Source organism: Stenotrophomonas sp., from assembly GCF_032066555.1.
In the GTDB taxonomy this organism is placed as follows: domain Bacteria; phylum Pseudomonadota; class Gammaproteobacteria; order Xanthomonadales; family Xanthomonadaceae; genus Stenotrophomonas.
Map to the genome: position 1 here is coordinate 147724 of NZ_DAMBKV010000001.1, position 21458 is coordinate 169181.

The following is a 21458-nucleotide window of genomic DNA, read 5'->3' on the forward strand; positions in this document are numbered from 1 at the left end:
CCCACCTACGTCTCTCTCCCGCGCAGCGGGAGAGAGGGGGACCGCTTGCGAAGCAAGGGGTGGAGTGAGGGCAGCCAGGTAAAGCGCAAAAGAACCGGTCGCCGCAGGCGACCCACCTACGTCTCTCTCCCGCGCAGCGGGAGAGAGGGGGACCGCTTGCGAAGCAGGCGGTGGAGTGAGGGCCGGCGCAGTGCCTGCATTGCGCAGGTCCAGCGTTGCCGCATCCGGTAACACGGCATCGCCACGGGGCTCGCCAAACAAGGGCGCATCCCAGTTGCTGCCGTCGTGGGCGAGCAATGCATACAGGGCTGGCGGCACCACGCTGCGGATGCGTGCCATCGCCAGTTCGCGGGTATTGGTCGGGTCCTGCAGGTCGGCGTACATCGCCAGCCCGGTCAGCACCGAGTCCTCCAACTCCCAGGCGCGCGGTTGCTGGCGCAGCAGCAGATAAGGCCATGGCCGTACGGGCAGCGCGGCAAGGCCGGCATTGACGCCGTCGCGGTAGGCCTCGATGACGCCGCGCTTGTCGCCCAGGGCGGCGCCCAGGTTCTGCTGGGTGTGGGCACGCAAGCGGTGCACGCGCATGCGCTTGTCCAGCGGCAGGGCCTTGGCGCCGAACAGTTCGGACAGCTCGCCCGCTGCCGAGCGGCGCATCAGGTCCATCTCGAAGAAGCGCTCCTGCGCGTGCACGTAGCCCAGGGCGCGCGCCATGTCGGTCTCGTTGGCAGCTTCGACGGTGAGCACGCCGAGCGCGTCGCGCTGGATGCTGACCGGTGCAGACAGTCCTGGCAGGGCCAGTTCCCCGTCCAACTGTGGCAGGCTGCCGCGCAGCAGTCCCCAGATGACCAGCAGTAGTACCAGCAACAGCCCCAATACAACCCAAAGCGAACGCAGCAGCCAACGCAGCACAGGCCTACCCCCGGTAGCGGTTCTGCCGCGATTGTAGACAGCTTGTGAAGCCGAAGGAGAGGGAATCGCAACTGAAAGTGATTCCGATTAGATCATTGGCTTTTCAGATGGGGCACCCTATGCACCATCGAATCATCAGGAGCACCCCCATGCAGGGCAAGTCCGAAGTCATTGAGTGCCTGAAGGAGCTGCTGCGCGGCGAACTGGCTGCGCGCGACCAGTACTTCATCCATTCCCGTCGTTACGAGGACCAGGGCCTGCTGGCGCTGTACGAGCGTATTGGCCATGAGATGGAAGAAGAGACCGAACACGCCGATGCCCTGCTGCGACGCATCCTGTTCCTCGGCGGCGACCCGGATATGCGTCCGCATGCCTTCGAGCCGGGCGTGACGGTGATGGAGATGCTGGAGAAGGACCTGCAGGTGGAATACCAGGTGCGCGCCAACCTGGCTGCCGGCGTGAAGCTGTGCGAAGCGCAGGGGGACTACGTCAGCCGTGACATCCTGATCGCGCAGCTGCGTGACACCGAGGAAGATCACGCCTGGTGGCTGGAGAAGCAGCTGGGCCTGATCAAGCGCATTGGCCTTGAGCTGTACCAGCTGAGCAAGATGGACGCCAAGGGCGCCCCGGCGCATTGATTCTGTAGTGCCGACCCATGGTCGGCATTTGAATCTATCGGCAACGCCCCCTGCCGACCATGGGTCGGCACTACAGGTGTCGTGGGTCTTCGGGTTTGCCTGTAACGCCCCTGCCGACCATGGGTCGGCACTACGGGCATTACAGGCGTTGCAGCCTGTATACGGCAGTGGATAGCGCGCTCACGCCGTCAGCGCGGAAGTCCGGCTGCTGGTCGAGGATGTCGCGGCGTTCCAGCAGGCCGGCTTGCCACGGGCTGGCAAACAAGCGCTGCACTTCGGCTTCCTCCACCGAGAACGGCGGGCCCTGCTTTTCGTCCTGCGGGTATTCCAGGGTGATCAGCACGCCTTGGCAGCCTACCGGCAGTTGCCCGTACAAGGTGTCGCGGTAGTGCTGGCGCAGATGCGGCGGCAAGGCGATCAGTGCGGCGCGGTCGTAGACGCCGGCGATATCGCCCAGCAAGTCCGCATCCAGCGCGAAGGCATCACCACAGATGATTTCAATCGGCCCGGCGCTGTAGTGCTCGCCGTACTGGCTGCTGTGGCGCTGCGGGGTGAGGTCGGCTTCGGCGAAGAACTGCTCGATGGCCATTGGCGACAACTCAACGCCAAGCACGCGGTGGCCTTGCGCCGCCAGCCAGTGCATGTCCAGGGTCTTGCCGCACAGTGGCACCAGTACGCGGCTGCCTGCCGGAAGCTGCAGTTCGGGCCAGTGTTTCTGCAGCAGCGGCATCACATCGTTGCGATGAAAGCCGATTTGACCGTTCTGCCAACGTTGCAGCCAGAAGTCGGGTTGCATGGTGCGTTCTCCGAGTGCGATAGCGTTGCAGATTACCTTGCTGTTTGTGGGAGCGGCATCAGCCGCGAAGCTGATGGCAATGGATCAATGGTGATTTGTGATTGCCGGTGTCTGTTGGATCTGTGGCTTCGCGGCTTACGCCGCTCCCACAAACACATGCAAAAAAAAAGGAGGCCGGGCATTGCCCGGCCTCCTTTTATTACTGAACTTCCAGCCCTTCAACCTTCTGCCACCCACGCGGCAGCAGATGCCCGCGCGTCGCCCGTGTTCCCAGATACGTCTCCAGGTCCTTGAACGACAGGTTCATGGTGCGCTGGCCACTGCGCACCTGCAGGGTGTTGCCCGGGCCAACCGCGACCACCGCCACCACACGCTCGGTGGAGAGCTTGGCCTTGGGGATCTCGATGATCTTGTTGCCCTTGCCCTTGTCCAGCTCAGGCAGATCGCTGGCCGGGATGGCGAGCATGTTGCCGGCGCTGGTGACAGCGACGATGCGGTCGGTTTCCGGGTTGGCGACCAGGGACGGGGTCAGCACTGCCGAACCTGCGGACAGGTTGAGCATCGCCTTGCCGGCCTTGTTGCGCCCGGTCAGGTTCTCGAAGCGGGTGACGAAACCATAGCCGTGGGTGGACGCCAACACGAAGCGGGTGTTGTTGTCGCCGCTGGCCACGGTGACGAAGCTGCTGCCCGGTGCCGGCGAGAAGCGGCCGGTCAACGGCTCGCCATTGCCACGTGCCGAGGGCAGGGTATGCACCGGCGTGGAGTAGGCGCGGCCTTCGGTATCGAGGAAGGCTACCTGCTGGGTGCTGCGTGTACGTGCCACCGCCAGCAGGCTGTCGCCATCGCGGTAGTTCAGGGTCGAACCGTCGACGTCGTGGCCCTTTGCCGCGCGTACCCAGCCCTTCTCCGACAGCACCACGGTCATCGGCTCGCTCGGCACCAGCTCGGTCTCGTCGATGGCCTGGGCGGCACCGCGCTGCACCAGCGGCGAACGGCGTTCATCGCCGAACTTCTTGGCGTCGGCCAGCAGTTCGTCCTTGACCAGCTTCTTCAGCTTGGCGCTGCTCTGCAGGATGGACAGGATCTTGTCGCGTTCCTTGGCCAGCTCATCCTGCTCGCCGCGGATCTTCATTTCTTCCAGACGCGCAAGCTGCTTCAGCTTGGTTTCCAGGATGTACTCGGCTTGGTCTTCGCTCAGTGCGAAGCGCGCGATCAGCGCGGCCTTGGCATCGTCCTCGGTGCGGATGATGCGGATCACTTCGTCCAGGTTGAGGAAGGCAACCAGCAAGCCCTCCAACAGGTGCAGGCGACGCTCGACCTTCTGCAGGCGGTGGTTGAGGCGGCGGGTGACCGTGTCCTGGCGGAAGCGCAGCCACTCGCTGAGCAGCATCTTCAGGTTCTTGACCTGCGGACGACCGTCCAGGCCGATGACGTTGAGGTTGACGCGGTAGCTGCGCTCAAGGTCGGTGATGGCGAACAGGTGGCCCATCAGCTGCTCGGCGTCGACGCGGTTGGAGCGCGGCATCAACACCACGCGCACCGGGTTGGCGTGATCGGATTCGTCGCGGATGTCTTCCAGCCACGGCAGCTTCTTGGCGCGCATCTGCGCAGCGATCTGCTCGATCACCTTGGACGGCGAGACCTGGTGCGGCAGCGCATCGATGACGATGTTGCTGCCTTCCTTCTTGAAGGTAGCGCGCGCACGGACGCTGCCATTGCCGGTCTCGTAGATGTTCCGCAGGTCCGACGGCGAGGTGATGATCTCGGCGGTGGTCGGGTAGTCCGGGCCCTTCACGTGCTCGCAGAGCTCGGCGACGGTGGTATCCGGCTCGTCGATCAGGCGCACCAGCGCGCTGACGATCTCATTGAGATTGTGCGGCGGTACGTCGGTGGCCATGCCCACGGCGATGCCGGTGGTGCCGTTGAGCAGCAGGTGCGGCAGGCGTGCCGGCAACCAGCTCGGCTCTTCCAGGGTGCCGTCGAAATTCGGCGACCAGTCGGTGGTGCCCTGGCCCAGTTCGCCCAGCAACACCTCGGCGATCGGGGTCAGCTTGGATTCGGTGTAACGCATGGCCGCGAACGATTTGGGATCATCGCTGGAGCCGAAGTTGCCCTGACCGTCGATCAGCGGGTAGCGGAACGAGAACGGCTGGGCCATCAGTACCAGGGCCTCGTAGCAGGCGCTGTCGCCGTGCGGGTGGTACTTACCGATGACGTCACCGACGGTGCGGGCGGACTTCTTGGGCTTGGATGCGGCACCCAGGCCCAGTTCGCTCATCGAATAGATGATGCGGCGCTGCACCGGCTTGAGCCCGTCGCCGATGAACGGCAGGGCGCGGTCCAGCACCACGTACATGGAGTAGTCGAGATAGGCGCGTTCAGCGTATTCGCGCAGTGGCTGCTGTTCGAAGCCATGGTAAGCGGGGCGTGCAGACTCAGTCATTGCGGGTGGGTGCTACCTGTTGTGCGGAGCCAAGGCGGGGGCCGCCGGCTGCCTGATCCGACGATTATCCGGATGGCGGCGGAGATGCCAAGCCACGGATGGGATCGAGCCCGCCTTCCAGCCCCTGATCGGCCCGGCTCTGGTAGCGGCCGGGCGGCAGGCCGAAGTGGCGGCGGAACACGATCACGAAGGCGCTGGGGCTGCTGAACCCCAGTGAATGGGCGATGTCGGCCACGGCATGGCCGTCATTGAGGCGGCGCAGCGCCTCGGCCAGCCGCGCCTGCTGCCGCCATTGGGCGAAGCTCAAGGTGGTCTCGTCGCGGAAATGGCGGCTCAGGCTGCGCGACGACAAGCCCGCCCACTGTGCCCATTGCGCAAGGCTGCGGTCATCGGCCGGTTCGGCCAACAGCTGCGAGGCGATTCGCAGCAGGCGCCGATCGGCCGGCATCGGCAGGTGCATGCGCTGGCGCGGTGCCTGCCGGATTTCGTCCAGCAGTACATCCATCATGTGTTGCTGGGGCGCTGACAGCGGCTGCTCCGGCGACCAGTCGCTGATCCGTTCGGCCAAGGCATTGAGCAGGCGGGAAATGCCGATCACGCAGGGATCGTTGGGTAAATCAATGCAAACCGGGCTGGCCAGGGCCATGCCCCAGCCACGCAGCGGGCCGTCGATCACCACCGTATGCGGTTCGGCCGCAGGCATCCAACCGCCCGAACCCGCCGGCAAGGACCAGGTGCCGTGACGGGTGCGGGTGGTCAGCAGGCCACGTTCGACGCAGATCAGCTGTGCCCGCGCGTGCTGGTGCCAGTCCACCTCGCGGGCCAGACCCTGCGGGCTGTCGAAGCGGAAGCCGAACACCGGCGGGCCGTCGTCGCGCTCGAACCAGTTCAGTTCCTGATCACGCAGCAGCGGGGCGGGCAGCTGCATGTCAAAGCCCTGCGGTGCCCGCCGCCGGACCGAAGAAAGGGTTGCGCCTGTGCTTGGCCGGATTTCGTCATTCATTGGCTGGATTGTATTACCGGGCCACGTTCACAGCCATTACTGTGTCCCGGTCGGCCGCAAACACCATTGATGCAACACAGCATTTGATACCAAGTAGAATATTTCCATTGAGAAATATTCCATCTGGAAGGAAAATGCTCGCCCATGATCTGTGCCGACACCACCCAGCCCCCCAGCTTTGGCCTGTTGCTGCGGCAAGTCCGCGACGGCCTCGCCCGGCAGCTTGATGCCTCCATGGCCGAGGAAGACCTCGGCCTTGGATTCAGCCACTACATCGGTCTGAAGACCTTGATGCACATGGCGCCCTGTACCGCCAACCAGCTTGCACGCGGCCTGGACCAGGTCCCCAGCGCGGTGACCCGTCTGCTGGACAAGTTCGAAGCGCTGGGTTGCGTGCGCCGCGAGACGCATGCGCAGGACCGTCGTGCATTGCAGATCGTGCTCACCGATGAAGGCCGTGCCCTGTGGCTGCGCTTGAAACAGCGTGGCGACAAGGTGATGGAAGACGCCATGCGTGACCTGCAGGCGGAGGAGCGGGAGATGTTGATGTCCCTGCTGCTCCGTATACGTGACTCCTTGATGACCCCATGAAAACCATGTCCTCCCCCACATCCCTGGTTTCACCCGCCCGCGGCCTCCTGGCCGCGGCGCTGGTTCTTACGCTGGCCGCCTGCGCCAGCAGCCGTGGCCTGCAACCGCAGGGACGACTGCTGGATGCCGACAGCCTGCACAGCAGTCGCAGCCTAGCCGGTACGCCGCTCAGTGCGGCGGGCTTTCCTGCTGTCGACTGGTGGCGTGCGTTCGCCGACCCACAGTTGGATGCGTTGATCGACGAAGCGCTGCGCGGCTCGCCCTCGTTGGAGGCGGCTGACGCACGCCTGCGCCAGGCGCAGGCACACGCCGCCAGCAGCAATGCCGAGCGCAAGCCCAGCCTGTCGTTGTCACCGGGCTATACCGGCATGCGCCTGCCCGAATCCATGGCCGGTGATGAAATCGGCGGCCATTACATGGGCAGCGTGCAGGCCGTGGCCAACTTCAGCTATGGCGTCGACCTGTGGGGCGGCAAGCGTGCCGCCTGGGAAGCCGCCGTCGACAGCGGCCACGCCGCAGCCGTGGATGCGCAGGCAGCGCGCCTGGACCTGGCTGCCGCCATCGTCCAGGGCTACGTGCAACTGGCCCATGCCGGGCAACTGCAGCGTGTGGCCAATGACGAACTGGCGCGCGCCGAGAAGACCTTGCAGCTGACCCGCCAGCGTCGCGCTGCCGGTATCGACAGTGAACTGCAGGTGCAGCAGGCACAGGCGCGGCTGCCAGCCGCGCAACAGCAGCAACTGGCCGCGCAGCAACAGATCGATGTGTCGCGCAATGCGCTGGCCGCGCTGCTCGGCAAAGGGCCGGACCGCGGCCTGGACATCAAGGTTCCGAATGAATTGAATCCGCTGGCCCTGCAGCTGCCAGGTGTAGTTCCCAGCGAACTGCTGGGCCGGCGTCCGGATATCGTTGCCGCGCGCTGGCGCGTGGAAGCGGCGGACAAGCAGATCAAGGTGGCCAAGACCCGTTTCTATCCCAACCTCAACCTGACCGCCTTGGGCGGGGTGGTGTCCAAGGACCTGGGCAGCCTGCTGGAAAGCGGCTCCACCTTCGGTCTGCTGGCGCCTGCGCTGAGCCTGCCGATCTTCGATGGCGGTCGCCTGCGCGCCGGCCTGGCCAGCAGCGATGCAGACTATGACCTTGCCGTGGCCAACTACAACCACACCCTGGTGGAGGCCCTGCGCGACGTTGCCGACCAGGTCAACGCCAGCCGCTCGCTGGCCGAGCAGGTGCAGGCGCAGCAGCAGCTGCGTGGCATCGCGCAGACCGCCTACGCGCTTGCGCAGCAGCGCTACCGCGCCGGTATCGGCAATTACCTCGATGTACTCAGCACCCAGGACCGCCTGCTGCAGGCCGACCAGGGGCTGAGCAACCTGCAATCACAGCAGCTGCTGTCTTCGGTACGCCTGAGCACCGCCCTCGGCGGCGGCTTCCAGCCCACCGCCGACACGGCGCCGACCGTTGCCGCCGGCAACGACACCACGCATTCCTGAGAGTCCCCGAATGAGCCAGACAACCTCCCCCGATGCGGCAGCCGCCGCTCCCAGCCGTCGCGGCAAGCTGCTGCGCGGCCTGTTGTTCGTCGTACTGATCCTGCTGGCAGCGTTTGCCGCGTGGTACTACTTCCTCGGCCGCTGGGCCGAGGAAACCGATGATGCCTATGTCGGCGGCAACCAGGTGCAGATCACCCCGCAGATCACCGGCACCGTGGTGTCCATCGCCGCCGATGACGGCATGAAGGTCGAGCAGGGCCAGCTGCTGGTGCAACTGGACCCGGCCGATACCGAAGTGGCGATGCAGCAGGCGCAGGCCAACCTCGCCAGCACCGTGCGCCAGGTGCGCGGCCTGTACCGCAGCGCCGAAGGTGCGCAGGCGGAATTGAACGCGCGGATGGTGTCGGTGAAGCGCGCACGCGAAGACTTCGCCCGTCGTCGTGACCTCGCTGCCAGCGGTGCGATCTCCAATGAAGAACTGGCCCACGCCCGTGATGAGTTGGCCGCTGCCGAAGCCGCCGTTGCAGGTTCGCGCGAGACCGTCGAGCGCAGCCGCGCGCTGATCGACGACACCGTCATCGCCACCCAGCCGGACGTGCAGGCGGCTGCGGCGCAGCTGCGCCAGGCCTATCTCAACAACGCACGTGCCGGCATCGTTGCGCCGGTCACCGGTTATGTCGCGCGTCGCTCCGTGCAGGTCGGTCAGCGTGTGCAGCCGGGTGCGGCCTTGATGGCGGTGGTGCCGGCCGAGCAGATGTGGGTGGATGCCAACTTCAAGGAAACCCAGCTGCGGCATATGCGCCTGGGCCAGGAAGTGGAGCTGCGCTCGGACCTGTACGGCAGTGACGTGACCTACAAGGGCCGCATCACCAACCTTGGCCTGGGCACCGGCTCGGCGTTCTCGTTGCTGCCGGCGCAGAACGCCAGCGGCAACTGGATCAAGATCGTGCAGCGCGTACCGGTGCGCATCGCCGTCGATGCCAAGCAGCTTGCCGAGCATCCGCTGCGCCTGGGTCTGTCGATGAAGGCCGAGGTCAACCTGCACGACCAGAAGGGCACGGTACTGCCGGCCGATGCGGCCAAGGGCACGGTGTACGGAACGCAGGTCTATGCCAAGCAGTTGCACGATGCCGACGCTCTGATCCACAGCATCATCCAGGACAACCTGCCGCCGTCCGCGCGCGCCAGCTGAGGTCACCATGTCCGCTCAAGCTCCCACGGCGCCGGCCACGACGGTCGGCGCAGGGCCAGCCAATGTTGCGTTGTGCACGGCCGGCCTGGCGCTGGCATCGTTCATGCAGGTGCTGGATACGACCATCGCCAACGTCTCCTTGCCGACGATCGCCGGCAACCTCGGCGCCAGTTCGCAGCAGGCGACCTGGGTCATCACCTCGTTCGCGGTCAGCACCGCGATTGCCTTGCCTCTGACGGGGTGGCTGAGCCGCCGCTTTGGCGAGGTGAAGCTGTTCGTCTGGGCAACGATTGCCTTTTCCATCGCCTCGCTGCTGTGTGGCATCGCTCAGAGCATGGGCATGCTGGTGGTGTCGCGCGCGCTGCAGGGTTTCGTGGCCGGGCCGATGTACCCGATCACCCAGTCGCTGCTGGTCTCGATCTATCCACGCGAGAAGCGCGGGCAGGCGCTGGCCTTGCTGGCAATGATCACCGTGGTCGCGCCTATTGCTGGTCCCATCCTCGGTGGCTGGATCACCGACAACTACAGCTGGGAATGGATCTTCCTGATCAATGTGCCGCTGGGCGTGATCGCTGCAGCAATCGTCGGTGGCCAGCTGCGCCATCGCGTGGAAACCACCGAGCGTCCGAAGATGGATTACGTTGGCCTGGTCACCCTGGTGATCGGCGTCGGCTGCCTGCAGTTGATGCTGGATCTGGGCAACGAGGAAGACTGGTTCAACTCGACCAAGATCGTGGTGCTGACCTGTATTGCCGCGGTGATGTTGGCGGTGTTCGTGATCTGGGAGCTGACCGACAAGGACCCCATTGTTGACCTGAAGTTGCTGCGGCATCGCAACTTCCGTGCTGGCACCTTGGCGATGATCGTCGGCTACGCGGCGTTCTTCTCGGTGGCCTTGATGATCCCGCAATGGCTGCAGCGCGACATGGGCTATACCGCGATCTGGGCGGGCCTGGCGACGGCGCCCCTCGGTATCCTGCCGATCATGGTGGCGCCGGTGCTGGGCAAGTTCGGCCACAAGGTCGACATGCGCTACCTGGCGACGATTGCATTCTTCGTGCTGTCGATGACCAGCTTCCTGCGTTCGGGCTTCAACCTGCAGGTCGATTTCGCGCACGTGGCCGGCGTGCAGTTGTTGATGGGTGTTGGTTTGGCGCTGTTCTTCATGCCGGTGCTGCAGATCCTGCTGTCCGACCTTGATGGTCGCGAGATTGCCGCCGGCTCCGGCCTGGCCACTTTCCTGCGTACGCTGGGCGGCAGCTTCGCGGCATCGTTGACCACCTGGTTGTGGGCGCGGCGTACGCAACAACATCATGCGGACCTGACCGAGCATGTGTCCTTGTACGACCCGGGTATGCATCAGCAGGTGACCGCGATGGGGCAGGGCGACCTGCAGCACGGTGCGGCGGTGCTCAACGAGATGATCAACCACCAGGCATCGCAGATGGGCTTCAACGACATCTTCCTGCTGCTGGGCTGGGTGTTCCTGCTGATCATCGGCCTGGTGTGGCTGGCCAGGCCGCCGTTTGGTGCGGGAGCGGGGGCTGCGTCGGCAGGCGGGCATTAACGCGTGTTTGTAGGAGCGGCATGAGCCGCGAAGCCGACAGCAATGACCCTGCAACGAAGCCCGCAATCCGAAAGATTGCGGGCTTCGCTTTGTGTAGTGCCGAGCCATGCTCGGCAATGGCCTTACCGGTAAAGCCCCTGCCGAGCATGGCTCGGCACTACAGGTTGGGATTATCGGTAAAGCCTCTGCCGAGCATGGCTCGGCACTACAAAAGCTGCGGGCACAAAAAAACCCGCTTTCGCGGGTTGTTTCGTTTGAGTCGTGGTGCCCAGGAGAGGACTCGAACCTCCACGGAGTTGCCCCCGCTAGCACCTGAAGCTAGTGCGTCTACCAATTCCGCCACCTGGGCGACTCAGGAGATGAATTGTGCCGAGTGTGAAGAAAACTGTCAACGCTTTGTGCGAAGAAATTTCACGTTGAAGCAGATCACTGTAGTGCCGAGCCATGCTCGGCATGAGGCTCCACCGGTAAGGCCTCTGCCGAGCATGGCTCGGCACTACTGTCGGGATTATCGGTAAGGCCTCTGCCGAGCATGGCTCGGCATTACCGTCGGGATTATCGGTAAGGCTTTTGCCGAGCATGGCTCGGCACTACCGGTAAAAACTGCGGGCACAAAAAAACCCGCTTTCGCGGGTTGTTTCGTTTGAGTCATGGTGCCCAGGAGAGGACTCGAACCTCCACGGAGTTGCCCCCGCTAGCACCTGAAGCTAGTGCGTCTACCAATTCCGCCACCTGGGCGACTCAGGAGCGAGATTATGTAGGACGTTTCTGGTGCCGTCAACAGGTTTGTGAAGAAAAAGCCCAGGCAGCGTAGCCCGGGTAAGCGCAGCGCACCCGGGGCATCTGCAGCGGCTTGCTGGGGTAGGAAACCCGGGTGCGCTGCGCTTACCCGGGCTACCGTGGCCTGTTTGTTCGAACCGCAGAAACGAAAAAACCCGCTTTCGCGGGTTTGATCTTGAAACGTGGTGCCCAGAAGAGGACTCGAACCTCCACGGAGTTGCCCCCGCTAGCACCTGAAGCTAGTGCGTCTACCAATTCCGCCACCTGGGCACTTCAGGCCGCGCAGTTTGAAGAGGATGCGCATCTTTGTCAACGCTTTTTCACAAACATCTGCAGTGACCGTGTGCGCACCCTGTACACCTGCGTCCATGTACCATGGAGGCTGATGAAAAACAAAAAGACCACTGGGGCCGACAAGGCCCGCAAGTCCGCCACCGGCAGCAAGCCGGGCAAGGCGCCGGGCAAAGCCCCCAAAGCAAAAAGTGCCAAGCTGCCGCCGTGGATGCCGGAGAGTCTGTCCGCGCCGGCGAAGTCGGCGGCCAAGCCAGGCAAGGCCGGCCCCCGCGCCGCCGCCAAACCCGGCAAACGCAAATTCACCGACGATGCCGCGCCGCAGAGCTTCGTGCGCGGCCGTCGCAAGTCGGGTCCGCCGGTGGCGGCCTTCGATGATCCCTATGCATCACGCGAAGCCGAGCGCTACGCGCAGCCCATCGCCAGCCGCGAGGCCATCCTGCAGTTGCTGGACCGCTGCGAAGGTCCGCAGAACGCCGAGGAAATCGGCGCAGCCCTGGGCCTGACCGAACCGGACCGCGCTGAAGCGCTGGGCAAGCGCCTGGGCGCGATGGTGCGTGACGGCCAACTGGTGCAGAACCGCCGCGGCGGTTTCGCACCAGTCAGCCAGCTGAGCCTGATTCCGGGCGTGGTCATCGCCAACCCGGAAGGCTTCGGCTTCCTGCGCCCGGACGAGGGCGGCGACGATCTGTTCCTGTCGCCCTACGAGATGCGCAAGGTCATGCATGGCGACCGCGCCTTGGCCAATGTCACCGGCATCGACCGCCGTGGCCGTCGCGAAGGTGCCATCGCGCGTGTGCTGGAGCGCGGCGTCAATCGCCTGATCGGCCATTTCAGCGTGGAGGCCGGCATCAATTACGTGGTGCCGGACGACAAGCGCATCCAGCGCAACATCCAGATCCCGGCCGATGCAACCGGCGGGGCGAAGGATGGCCAGTTGGTGGTCTGCGAACTGACCCATGCGCCGGACTCGCGTCGTCCGCCGATCGGCAAGATCATCGCCGTGCTGGGCGACAAGCTGACCCCGTCGTTGGTGGTGGAAACCGCCATCCACGGCCACGAGCTGCCGTATGAGTTCCCGCCGGAAGTGCTGGACGAAGCCACCGCCATCCCGATGACGGTGGAACCGGCGATGATCGGCAAGCGCGTGGACCTGCGTTCCCTGCCGCTGGTCACCATCGATGGTGAAGACGCCAAGGACTTCGACGACGCCGTGTATTGCGAGCCGAACCGCGATGGTTTCCGGCTGGTGGTGGCCATCGCCGACGTCTCCAACTACGTGCGCCCCGGCACGCCGCTGGATGACGAGGCCCAGCGCCGCGCTACCTCGGTGTATTTCCCCGGCTTCGTGGTGCCGATGCTGCCGGAGACGCTGTCCAACGGCATCTGCTCGCTGCGGCCGAAGGAAGACCGCATGTGCTTTGTCTGCGACATGCAGGTGGGGCGCGATGGCCAGGTCAGCGGTTCGAAATTCTACGAAGCGGTGATGAACTCGCATGCGCGCCTGACCTATACCCAGGTATGGGGCGCGGTGGGTGAGGACGATGCCGAAGCCAAGGCCTTCATCGGCCCGTTGCTGCCGCAGATCCAGAACCTGCACCAGCTCTACCGCATCCTGTCCAAGGCGCGCGAGCGCCGTGGCGCCATCGAGTTTGAATCCTCGGAAGTGCGCTTTGTGCTGGACAACCGCGGCGAGGTCACCCAGGCCGGCATGATGGTGCGCAACGACGCCCACAAGCTGATCGAGGAATGCATGATCGCGGCCAACGTGGAAGCCGCACGCTACCTGCTGTCCACCCATATCCCGGCACCGTTCCGCGTGCATGAGCGTCCGCCGGAATCCAAGTACGCCGACCTGCTGGAGTTCCTCAAGGAGTTCAAGCTGAGCCTGCCGGCGTGGAGCAAGGTGCAGCCGGGCGATTACACCAAGCTGCTGAAGAAGGTGCGCGAGCGCCCGGATGCGGCGCTGCTGGAGTCGGTGCTGCTGCGCAGCCAGTCACTGGCGGTGTATTCGCCGGACAACAACGGCCACTTCGGTCTGGCGCTGGAGGCCTATGCGCATTTCACCTCGCCGATCCGTCGCTATCCCGACCTGCTGGTGCACCGTGCCATCAAGTACGCGCTGACCGGCGGCCCGCGCGAGAAATACACCTATACCCCGCGCGAGATGGCAGCGCTGGCGCTGCAGTGTTCCGAGCGCGAACGCCGTGCCGACGAGGCCGAGCGTGAGGTGGACGAACGCTTCCGTGCCGCATGGATGGAGAAGCACGTCGGCGGCCAGTTCGATGGCGTGATCAGTGGCGTGACCAGCTTCGGCCTGTTCGTCGAGCTGGACGAGTCCAAGGTCAATGGCCTGGTCCACGTAACCCAGCTGCCGCACGACTATTACCAGTTCGATCCGATCCGCAAGACCTTGAGCGGTGACCGTCGCGGCAACGAATTCCGGCTCGGCGACCGGGTCCGCATCCTGGTGCTGAAGGCCAGCATGGAAGAGCGCAAGATCGACTTCCGGCTGATTGAAAAACTGGATGGCGAGCCGCTGGACGAAGGCCTGCCGCCGCTGCCCGAACGCGGCAAGCCGGCCAAACGGGTCAAGCAGAAGTACTGATGCAGGAGGTGGCTCCGCCATGGCGGAGCCGCCTTTCCCGTCCCCCGCAGGCCGGTGGCAGCTGCGGGCGGGGCCGAATCGGCCTACCATTGCCACCCCCAGAAGTCCCCATGTGACGCCCATGAGCAAGCAGAACCAGTGGATCGTCGGCGTCAATGCCGTTGCTTCGTCGATCGAGAAAGACCCCGAAAACGTCCGTGAGGTCCTGATCGAGGCCGGCGCCAAGAACCCGCGTCTGGTCGAAATCGAGGAAGAAGCCCTGCGCAAGGGCATCGACGTGCGCAAGGTCAACGCCCAGGCGCTGGGCGGCGTCGCCGGCCAGGTCCGCCACCAGGGCGTGGTTGCGCGTTACGCCGCGCCCAAGCTGTGGGCCGAGAACGAGCTGTCCGGCCTGATCGAAGCCGCTGAAGGCAAGGCGCTGGTGTTGGTGCTGGACGAGGTGCAGGACCCGCACAACCTCGGTGCCTGCCTGCGCAGCGCCGCTGCCGCCGGTGTCACCGCGGTGGTGATTCCCAAGGACAAGAGCGCGCCGGTCAATGCCACCGTGCGCAAGGTCAGTGCCGGCGCTGCCGACCGCATCCCGGTGGTGGCGGTGACCAACCTGGTCCGCACGATCAAGGAGATGCAGAAGCTGGGCGTATGGGTCTACGGCCTGGCCGGTGAAGTGGACGCCACCATCCACCAGCTCGACCTGCGCGGCAACGTGGCGCTGGTGATGGGTGGCGAGGGTGACGGCATGCGCCGCCTGACCCGCGAAACCTGCGACCAGCTGGTGCGCATCCCGATGCCGGGCGATATCGAAAGCCTCAATGTATCCGTGGCGACGGGTGTGGCATTGTTCGAGGCCGTCCGCCAACGCCTGTAAGGAACCTCATGCCCCGCACGCCGCCTCGTCTTTTCCTGCAATTGACCTTGGCGCTGGCGGGGCTCTGTGCCCTGGGCGTCGCGGCCCACGACGCCGCTCCGCAGGACACCGCCGCCCGTGACAGCCTGCGCGTACGCGCCCGTGATCTGGGCGTCGCCCCCGGCATCTTCGCGCCCGGCAGCAACAACGCGATCACCGACGTGGCCGGCGTGCGCGTTGGCCAGGTGAGCTTGCGTGAGGGCGACACCGTGCGCACCGGCGTCACCGCGATCCTGCCGCACCCCGGCAACGCCTATCGCTCGCGGGTGCCGGCGGCGCTGCATGTTGGCAATGGCTTTGGCAAATTCGTCGGCAGCACCCAGGTCAACGAACTGGGCGAGCTGGAGACCCCAATCCTGCTGACCTGCACGCTCTGCGTGTGGAAGGCCGCCGATGCAATGGCCGAGTGGATGCTGGCGCAACCGGACATGCAGCAGGTGCGCTCCTTGAACGTGGTGGTCGGCGAGACCAATGACGGTGGCCTGAATGACATCCGCGCCCGGCCGGTGACCGCCGATGCCGTGCGCCGTGCGTTGGAAGGTGCGAAGAGCGGTCCGGTGCAGGAAGGCAGCGTGGGCGCAGGCACCGGTACGGTCGCGTTCGGCTGGAAGGGCGGTATTGGCACCTCCTCGCGCAAGCTGCCCGAGAGCCTGGGCGGTTGGACGGTGGGCGTGCTGGTGCAGGCCAATTTTGGCGGCGTGCTGCAGGTGGAAGGCGCGCCGGTCGGTCGCGAGCTGGACCGCTACGCGTTCCAGAATGCGGTTGCCGCGCAGGGCAATGTGCGCGGGCTTGCCGATGATCGCGGCGATGGCTCGGTGATCATTGTGGTGGCCACCGATGCGCCCTTGTCCGACCGCAACCTGCGGCGCCTGGCCTCGCGCGGGATGATGGGCCTGGGGCGTACCGGCAGTTCTGCCTCCAACGGCAGTGGCGACTATGTGCTGGCATTTTCAACCGCAGCATCGGTGCGGCGCGGGTTTGATGCCGCGCAGTTGCAGACCACCGAGTTGGCCAACGAGCAGATGAGTGCGGTGTTCCAGGCCAGCGTGGATGCGGTGGAAGAATCGGTCTACAACGCCTTGTTCATGGCGACCACGGTGAGTGGCAATGGGCAGACGGTGGAGGCGATCCCGCTGGATAAGGTGCGGGAAGTTCTGCAGCGGCATGGGGTGCACGCGCCGGGGCAGTAGGGGGCTCGGAGTACTGCAGATTCAAGCGATGCCAAGCGAAGTCCCTTCTCCCGCCTGCGGGAGAAGGTGGCCGAAGGGCGGATGAGGGGAGTTTTTGACTTTTCCTTGCTAGAAGCTTCCCCTCACCCCAACCCCTCTCCCGTGAACGGGAGAGGGGCTTAAGCGGGCTTCATTGCAGCTGTTGGGCCCCACCACCCAGCGCCTTGTACAGCGTCACATCGTTGACCAGCTGGCTGCGCTTGGTCTGCGCCAATGACAGCTCGGCGTTGCGGCGGGTCTGCTCGGCTTCCAGCCAGGTGCGCAGGTCGGTGGCGCCGGCGCGGTAACGCACTTCGTACAGGCGCGCGATTTCCACCGCCTCGTCATACGACGCCTGCGCGGCAGCTACCTGCTCGGCCAGCCGGGTGCGTGCCGACAAGGCGTTGTCCACTTCCGACAGCGCGGTATACAGCGTGCGACGGAAATCATTGGCGGCGATCTGGTAGGAAAGGTCCGCCGACTTGATATCCAGCTGCATCTGCCGGAATTTCAGGAACGGCAGGCTCAGCCCCGCCCCCAGTGTCGCCACCGGGTTGGTCAGCACATCACCCAGCGAAGTTGCGGAACTGCCTACCGCGCCGCTCAGGCTCAGGCTGGGGTAATAGCTGGTGGCGGTGACCTTGATGTTCTTCAGCGATTGCCGCAGGCGCAGTTCGGCCGCGCGCAGGTCGGGGCGGCGTGCCAGCAGCTCGGCCGGCAGGCCTTCGGCCAGGGTCGGGCTCTGCGCGATATCCAGGTTCTGCGGCTCATCGGCCAGCGGCCACGGCTGGCCATCCAGCAAGACGGTCAGCGCGTTGCGGGTTTCCACCCGCTGCTGTTCCAGCTGCGATTGCGCGGCCTTCTGGCTCTCGATGTTCTGCTGCGCCTGGCGCACTTCCAGCCGCGATACACCGCCCGCATCGAACTGGGTCTGCACCAGGGCAGCGGTGCGCTGCAGGCGTTCGAGATTGGCCTGGCCCGTTGCAATTGCCTGGTTGAGATAGCCCAGCTGCCAGTACAGATCGGTGCTCTGGCCGACCAGGCTCAGTACCGTGTTCTGCAGGTCCTGCGCGGTGGCCTGCGCCTCCCATTGGGCGATGTCGCGCTGGCCGCGCAGCTTGCCCCACAGGTCCAGTTCCCAACCCAGCGAGACGCTGGCGCTGTGGTTGCGCGACCAGTCGTCGCCACTGTCGATGCTGCGGCTGCCGCTGGCACTCACCGAGCCATTGGCCTGCGGCCACAGATCGGCCGTGGCCAGGCCGGCCTGGGCGCGGGCGCGTTCGAGTTTGAGCCCGGCCGAGGCCATGTCGGTATTGCGGGCCAGCACGGCTTCGATCAGGCGGTCCAGACGGGGGTCGGCAAAGCCCTGCCACCAGGCATCGGCGTGCACGTCGGCGACCGGCGCGGTGACTTCGTGCGCAACCGCCTGCACCGGCGTATTGGCGGCGGCATCGCCGCGGCCATAGACGGCGGGCACGCGCAGCTCGGCGGCCGGGTCGGCGCTGGGGGTGGTGGCGCAGCCGGCCAGGGCGGCGGTCAGTGCGGTGGAGAGCAGCAGGGGACGCAGTAGGTTCATGGTCATCTTCATTCGCGGGCCAGGGCCTCGACCGGGTCGAGTTGGGCGGCATTGCGGGCAGGCAGGAAGCCGAACGCCACGCCGATCAGGGTCGAGCAGGCAAAGGCGGCAATGATCGAGCCGGTGGAGAACATCAGGGTGAAGCTGGCACCAAAGGTCTGGAACGCCCAGCCGATCGACAGCGCCAGCGCGATGCCGAGCACGCCGCCGAGCAGGCATACCAGCACTGCCTCGATCAGGAACTGCTGGCGGATATCACTCTGGCGCGCACCCACGGCCATGCGTACGCCGATCTCGCGGGTACGCTCGGTCACCGACACCAGCATGATGTTCATCACGCCGATGCCACCGACCACCAGCGCGATCGCGGCGATGGCGCCGATCAGCAGGGTCATGGTCTTGGTGGTGGATTCGATGGTCTCGCGGATCTCGGCGGTGTTGCTGAGGAAGAAATCCTCGGTGCCGTGGCGCAGGGTCAGCAGTTTGGTGATGGCCGACTGCGCGGCATCCATCGGCGTGTCGTCCTTCACGCGCAGGGTGATGCTGCTCAGGTAGGTCTGGCCGAGCATGCGTGCCATCACCGTGGTGTAGGGCACCCATACGCTGAGGTTGGTGCTGCCGCCAAAGCCCATCGACTGGCGCTTGGCCACGCCGATCACGCGGGCCGGCACATTGCCCAGCAAGACCACCTGGCCCAGCGGGTCGTCGCTGCCGAACAGCTGGCTGCGGGTGTTCTCGTCGATCACCACCACCTGGGCCAGACTCTTTACTTCGCTTTCGTCGAAGTAGCGCCCGCTGACCAGGGTCATGCCCTTGACCCGGAAGTACTGGTCGCCAATGCCGGCAACCTGCGCCGAGGCAGCCTTGTTGCCGACCCGTGCGGTCACCGAGCTGGACACGCTGGGGGTGACGCTGTCGATATAGCTCTGCGTGGCCAAGGCCTCGGCATCGCTGCTCTTCAGCGTCTGCACGCGACCCGAACGCATGTCGCCAAAGCCACGTCCCGGGTAGACGTCGATGGTATTGGTGCCCAGCGAGGAAATGTTCTGCAGGATCTGCTGCTGCGAGCCATTGCCCATCGCCACCACCGACACCACCGAGGCGATGCCGATGATGATACCGAGCATGGTCAGGAAGGTACGCAGGCGGTGTGCGTTCATTGCCAACAAGGCCATGCGGAAAGCTTCGACGAAGCGATCACGTGCGGCCTGGAAGGCATTGCCGGTGCTGGGCTGTGGGGTAGGGCGTTGCTGCTTCTGCAGCGCAGGCACCTTGTCGTTGCGGCGGTCGGCGATGATCTCGCCGTCGCGGATCTCGATGATGCGCTGGGCGTGCTCGGCCACATGCATGTCGTGGGTGACGATGATGATGGTCTGGCCCTCGGCATGCAGCTCGCCGAGGATGGCCATCACTTCCTCGCCGGAGGCGCTGTCCAGCGCACCGGTGGGCTCGTCGGCCAGGATCACCTCGCCGCCGTTCATCAGCGCACGCGCGATCGACACGCGTTGCTGCTGGCCGCCGGACAACTGGCCCGGCTTGTGGCCCATGCGGTCACTCAGGCCCAGCCGCGCAAGCAGCGCCTCGGCGCGGCTGCGGCGGGCCTCGGCCGGGGTGCCGGCATAGATGGCTGGCACTTCCACGTTGCCGCGCGCATCCAGATCTCCCAACAGGTGATAACGCTGGAAGATGAAACCGAAATGCTCGCGGCGCAGCTCGGCCAGCTCGTCCGGCTGCATGCGCCCGGTCTCGCGGCCGGCCACCTTGTAGGAGCCGACGGTGGGGCGGTCCAGGCAACCGAGGATGTTCATCAGCGTCGACTTGCCCGAGCCGGACTGGCCAACGATGGCGACCATCTCGCCGGCGTGGATGTCGAGGTTGACGTCCTTCAGCACGGCGATGGTTTCCTCGCCGGCCGGGAACTCGCGACGCAGGTCGCGCAGTTGCAGCAGCGGCTGGCTCATCGGCGCGGACCACCCATCATCGGGCCCATCGGGCCGCGCTGGTTGCTGCTGGATTTCTCGCCGGCGGTGACTTCGCCGACCACGACCAGCTCGCCTTCCTTCAGGCCTTCCAGCACTTCGACATTGGAGCCGTTGTTGAGGCCGACCTTGATCGTGCGCGGCTCCGGCTGGCCCTCCTTGTTGACCACGCGGACCACGTAGCTGTTGCTCTTGGCCAGTGTGGCGGCATCCGGCTGGCGGCGCTGCTGGCGCTGGCCTTCCTGCTTGCTGCGGGCAGCGCGCTGCTCGCCATTGGCGGTATTCGCGCCGGGGCCACGGCCGCCTTCCGGCACCTTGGGGCCGAGCGCGACGGTGGGGATCAGCAGCGCGTCCTTGGCCTGGGCCAGCATCACCGATACCTGCGCGGTCATGTCGATGCGCAGCGTGCCGTCCGGGTTCTCGACGTCGAACAGTGCGTTGTAGTACACGGCGGTGCTGGAGCTGGATGAGGATGAGCTGCTGGAGCTGGTGCTGTCGGTGCTGATCGAGGCCGGCGCCGGGTTCACCGTGCGCAGCGTGGCCTGGTACTTGTGATCGGGGTTGCCAAGGATGGTGAAATAGACCGGCATGCCGGGCTTGATCTTGACCACGTCGGCTTCGGAGATTTCTGCGTTGACCGTGACCAGGTCCAGCCGCGCCAGCTTGACGATGGTTGGCGCTGACTGGTTGGCGTTCACCGTGCGGCCTTCTTCGGCCACCACCGCCACCACGGTGCCATCGATGGGCGCGGTGATGCGGGTATAGCCGAGATTGGCCTGGGCGGTGCCCAGCTCGGTTTCGCGCTGGCGAATCTGCGCATCGAGCGCGCGGATCTGCGCGCGGGTGCTGGCCAGGTTGGCTTCGGCCGACTCATAGTCGGCGCGCGAGGTGGCTTCGGCGGCCAGCATCTCCTTCTGGCGGGCGAAGGCCAGCTCCGATTCCTTCAGCGAGGCGGTCTGCACCGCACGCTGGGCGCGGATGTTTTCCAACGCGGCTTCGGCGTTCTTCAGGCTGTTTTCCTGGGTGACCGAATCGATTTCGGCGATCAGGTCGCCCTGCTTGACCACATCACCCAACTGCACCTTCAGCACCTTGATCTGGCCCGAAGCCTGCGCACCAACGCTGACCAGCTTGTAGGCATCGATCACGCCGGTGGCATCGACGGTCTGTTCCAGGTCGCCGCGGCTGACCGGCGAGGTGGCCATTGAAGGGGTAGCGGGCTTGCGCGTGGCCCAGAACACGCCGCCGGCGATCAGGGCGACGATGGCAGCGGCAAGCAGGAGGCGGTTGCGGCGGGAGGAGGGCAGCAGCTTCACGGTGATCAGGCACTCAGGCTGGGCCGCAGCGTGCGGCGTTGATGCCAGTGTGGTCAGCGCCCTGTTCAGCCTCAAGGCACAGTATGTGTCGGCGTGTATCAGGTTCAGCCAGCCATGTGTCGCTGTGTATCAAGCGTGGGTGTTGATACTCGTGGATACATGCA

General features: G+C 65.3%; 15 protein-coding genes and 3 tRNA genes. 8 read left to right on the forward strand and 10 right to left on the reverse strand.

What is annotated here, in order from left to right; all coding sequences use genetic code 11:
* Positions 1 to 909: penicillin acylase family protein (locus tag RT131_RS00655; RefSeq protein WP_313169377.1), on the reverse strand; the 909-nt coding region annotated here is incomplete at its 3' end.
* 149 nt (positions 910 to 1058) lie between these two features.
* Here RT131_RS00655 and RT131_RS00660 point away from each other — a divergent pair.
* Complete coding sequence (locus RT131_RS00660; protein WP_313169379.1) at positions 1059 to 1547, forward strand: bacterioferritin; 489 nt, start codon at positions 1059 to 1061, stop codon at positions 1545 to 1547.
* Positions 1548 to 1686: 139 nt separating this feature from the next.
* On the opposite strand, the gene RT131_RS00665 is transcribed toward RT131_RS00660, so the two are convergent.
* The 3 genes from RT131_RS00665 to RT131_RS00675 all read right to left on the reverse strand — a co-directional run bounded on the left by RT131_RS00665 (position 1687) and on the right by RT131_RS00675 (position 5714).
* Positions 1687 to 2343, reverse strand: coding sequence for a thiopurine S-methyltransferase (locus RT131_RS00665; protein WP_313169380.1), 657 nt, complete (start codon positions 2341 to 2343; stop codon positions 1687 to 1689).
* A gap of 199 nt (positions 2344 to 2542) precedes the next feature.
* Complete coding sequence (gene parC / locus RT131_RS00670; RefSeq protein WP_313169381.1) at positions 2543 to 4786, reverse strand: DNA topoisomerase IV subunit A; 2244 nt, start codon at positions 4784 to 4786, stop codon at positions 2543 to 2545.
* A 64-nt stretch (positions 4787 to 4850) separates the two neighbouring features.
* On the reverse strand, positions 4851 to 5714 hold the full coding sequence (locus tag RT131_RS00675) for a helix-turn-helix transcriptional regulator (protein ID WP_313169383.1): 864 nt from the start codon (positions 5712 to 5714) through the stop codon (positions 4851 to 4853).
* Between the two features lie 219 nt (positions 5715 to 5933).
* Between RT131_RS00675 and RT131_RS00680 the strand changes: the two genes are divergently transcribed.
* The 4 genes from RT131_RS00680 to RT131_RS00695 are packed head-to-tail and all read left to right on the forward strand — an operon-like array spanning position 5934 to position 10632.
* Positions 5934 to 6380 carry a MarR family transcriptional regulator gene (locus RT131_RS00680; protein WP_313169384.1) on the forward strand — a complete coding sequence of 149 codons (447 nt, stop codon included), beginning with the start codon at positions 5934 to 5936 and terminating at the stop codon, positions 6378 to 6380.
* 5 nt (positions 6381 to 6385) lie between these two features.
* On the forward strand, positions 6386 to 7873 hold the full coding sequence (locus RT131_RS00685) for an efflux transporter outer membrane subunit (RefSeq protein ID WP_313170189.1): 1488 nt from the start codon (positions 6386 to 6388) through the stop codon (positions 7871 to 7873).
* A 10-nt stretch (positions 7874 to 7883) separates the two neighbouring features.
* On the forward strand, positions 7884 to 9065 hold the full coding sequence (locus tag RT131_RS00690) for an HlyD family efflux transporter periplasmic adaptor subunit (RefSeq protein WP_313169386.1): 1182 nt from the start codon (positions 7884 to 7886) through the stop codon (positions 9063 to 9065).
* A gap of 7 nt (positions 9066 to 9072) precedes the next feature.
* The gene (locus tag RT131_RS00695; protein ID WP_313169388.1) at positions 9073 to 10632 is read left to right on the forward strand and encodes a DHA2 family efflux MFS transporter permease subunit; all 1560 of its coding nucleotides are present in this window, start codon (positions 9073 to 9075) and stop codon (positions 10630 to 10632) included.
* Between the two features lie 262 nt (positions 10633 to 10894).
* Here the strand turns inward: RT131_RS00695 and RT131_RS00700 are convergent.
* The 3 genes from RT131_RS00700 to RT131_RS00710 all read right to left on the reverse strand — a co-directional run bounded on the left by RT131_RS00700 (position 10895) and on the right by RT131_RS00710 (position 11682).
* A tRNA-Leu gene (locus tag RT131_RS00700) sits at positions 10895 to 10981 on the reverse strand.
* Between the two features lie 302 nt (positions 10982 to 11283).
* Positions 11284 to 11370, reverse strand: a tRNA-Leu gene (locus RT131_RS00705).
* Between the two features lie 225 nt (positions 11371 to 11595).
* Positions 11596 to 11682, reverse strand: a tRNA-Leu gene (locus RT131_RS00710).
* Between the two features lie 115 nt (positions 11683 to 11797).
* Between RT131_RS00710 and rnr the strand changes: the two genes are divergently transcribed.
* The 3 genes from rnr (at position 11798) to RT131_RS00725 (ending at position 16405) form a co-directional block, all read left to right on the forward strand.
* Positions 11798 to 14311, forward strand: a complete 2514-nt coding sequence (rnr, locus tag RT131_RS00715) for a ribonuclease R (protein ID WP_313169390.1) — start codon at positions 11798 to 11800, stop codon at positions 14309 to 14311.
* Positions 14312 to 14432: 121 nt separating this feature from the next.
* A complete protein-coding gene (gene rlmB, locus RT131_RS00720; protein ID WP_293706047.1) occupies positions 14433 to 15176 on the forward strand; it encodes a 23S rRNA (guanosine(2251)-2'-O)-methyltransferase RlmB in 744 nt (247 codons plus the stop codon).
* Positions 15177 to 15184: 8 nt separating this feature from the next.
* Complete coding sequence (locus RT131_RS00725; RefSeq protein WP_313169392.1) at positions 15185 to 16405, forward strand: P1 family peptidase; 1221 nt, start codon at positions 15185 to 15187, stop codon at positions 16403 to 16405.
* Between the two features lie 169 nt (positions 16406 to 16574).
* Here RT131_RS00725 and RT131_RS00730 read toward each other — a convergent pair whose 3' ends face one another.
* The 3 genes from RT131_RS00730 to RT131_RS00740 are packed head-to-tail and all read right to left on the reverse strand — an operon-like array spanning position 16575 to position 21300.
* Positions 16575 to 17999 (reverse strand): efflux transporter outer membrane subunit, encoded by a 1425-nt coding sequence (locus RT131_RS00730; protein WP_313169394.1) that lies wholly within the window; start codon positions 17997 to 17999, stop codon positions 16575 to 16577.
* Positions 18000 to 18007: 8 nt separating this feature from the next.
* Entirely contained in the window at positions 18008 to 19960 is a 1953-nt protein-coding gene (locus tag RT131_RS00735) for a MacB family efflux pump subunit (protein WP_313169396.1), read from the reverse strand.
* Positions 19957 to 21300: an efflux RND transporter periplasmic adaptor subunit gene (locus RT131_RS00740; RefSeq protein WP_313170190.1), complete on the reverse strand. Its 1344-nt coding sequence runs from the start codon at positions 21298 to 21300 to the stop codon at positions 19957 to 19959. The genes RT131_RS00735 and RT131_RS00740 overlap by 4 nt, the downstream gene beginning before the upstream one ends.
* Positions 21301 to 21458: the final 158 nt, after the last annotated feature.

Excerpts from the sequence above, each read along its gene's own strand:
- RT131_RS00725 (WP_313169392.1), top strand. The coding sequence starts at position 15,185 with ATGCCCCGCACGCCGCCTCGTCTTTTCCTGCAATTGACCTTGGCGCTG.
- rnr (WP_313169390.1), top strand. The coding sequence starts at position 11,798 with ATGAAAAACAAAAAGACCACTGGGGCCGACAAGGCCCGCAAGTCCGCC.
- RT131_RS00660 (WP_313169379.1), top strand. The coding sequence starts at position 1,059 with ATGCAGGGCAAGTCCGAAGTCATTGAGTGCCTGAAGGAGCTGCTGCGC.
- RT131_RS00685 (WP_313170189.1), top strand. The coding sequence starts at position 6,386 with ATGTCCTCCCCCACATCCCTGGTTTCACCCGCCCGCGGCCTCCTGGCC.
- RT131_RS00680 (WP_313169384.1), top strand. The coding sequence starts at position 5,934 with ATGATCTGTGCCGACACCACCCAGCCCCCCAGCTTTGGCCTGTTGCTG.
- parC (WP_313169381.1), bottom strand. The coding sequence starts at position 4,786 with ATGACTGAGTCTGCACGCCCCGCTTACCATGGCTTCGAACAGCAGCCA.
- RT131_RS00695 (WP_313169388.1), top strand. The coding sequence starts at position 9,073 with ATGTCCGCTCAAGCTCCCACGGCGCCGGCCACGACGGTCGGCGCAGGG.
- RT131_RS00730 (WP_313169394.1), bottom strand. The coding sequence starts at position 17,999 with ATGAACCTACTGCGTCCCCTGCTGCTCTCCACCGCACTGACCGCCGCC.
- RT131_RS00665 (WP_313169380.1), bottom strand. The coding sequence starts at position 2,343 with ATGCAACCCGACTTCTGGCTGCAACGTTGGCAGAACGGTCAAATCGGC.
- RT131_RS00675 (WP_313169383.1), bottom strand. The coding sequence starts at position 5,714 with ATGCAGCTGCCCGCCCCGCTGCTGCGTGATCAGGAACTGAACTGGTTC.
- RT131_RS00735 (WP_313169396.1), bottom strand. The coding sequence starts at position 19,960 with ATGAGCCAGCCGCTGCTGCAACTGCGCGACCTGCGTCGCGAGTTCCCG.
- rlmB (WP_293706047.1), top strand. The coding sequence starts at position 14,433 with ATGAGCAAGCAGAACCAGTGGATCGTCGGCGTCAATGCCGTTGCTTCG.
- RT131_RS00690 (WP_313169386.1), top strand. The coding sequence starts at position 7,884 with ATGAGCCAGACAACCTCCCCCGATGCGGCAGCCGCCGCTCCCAGCCGT.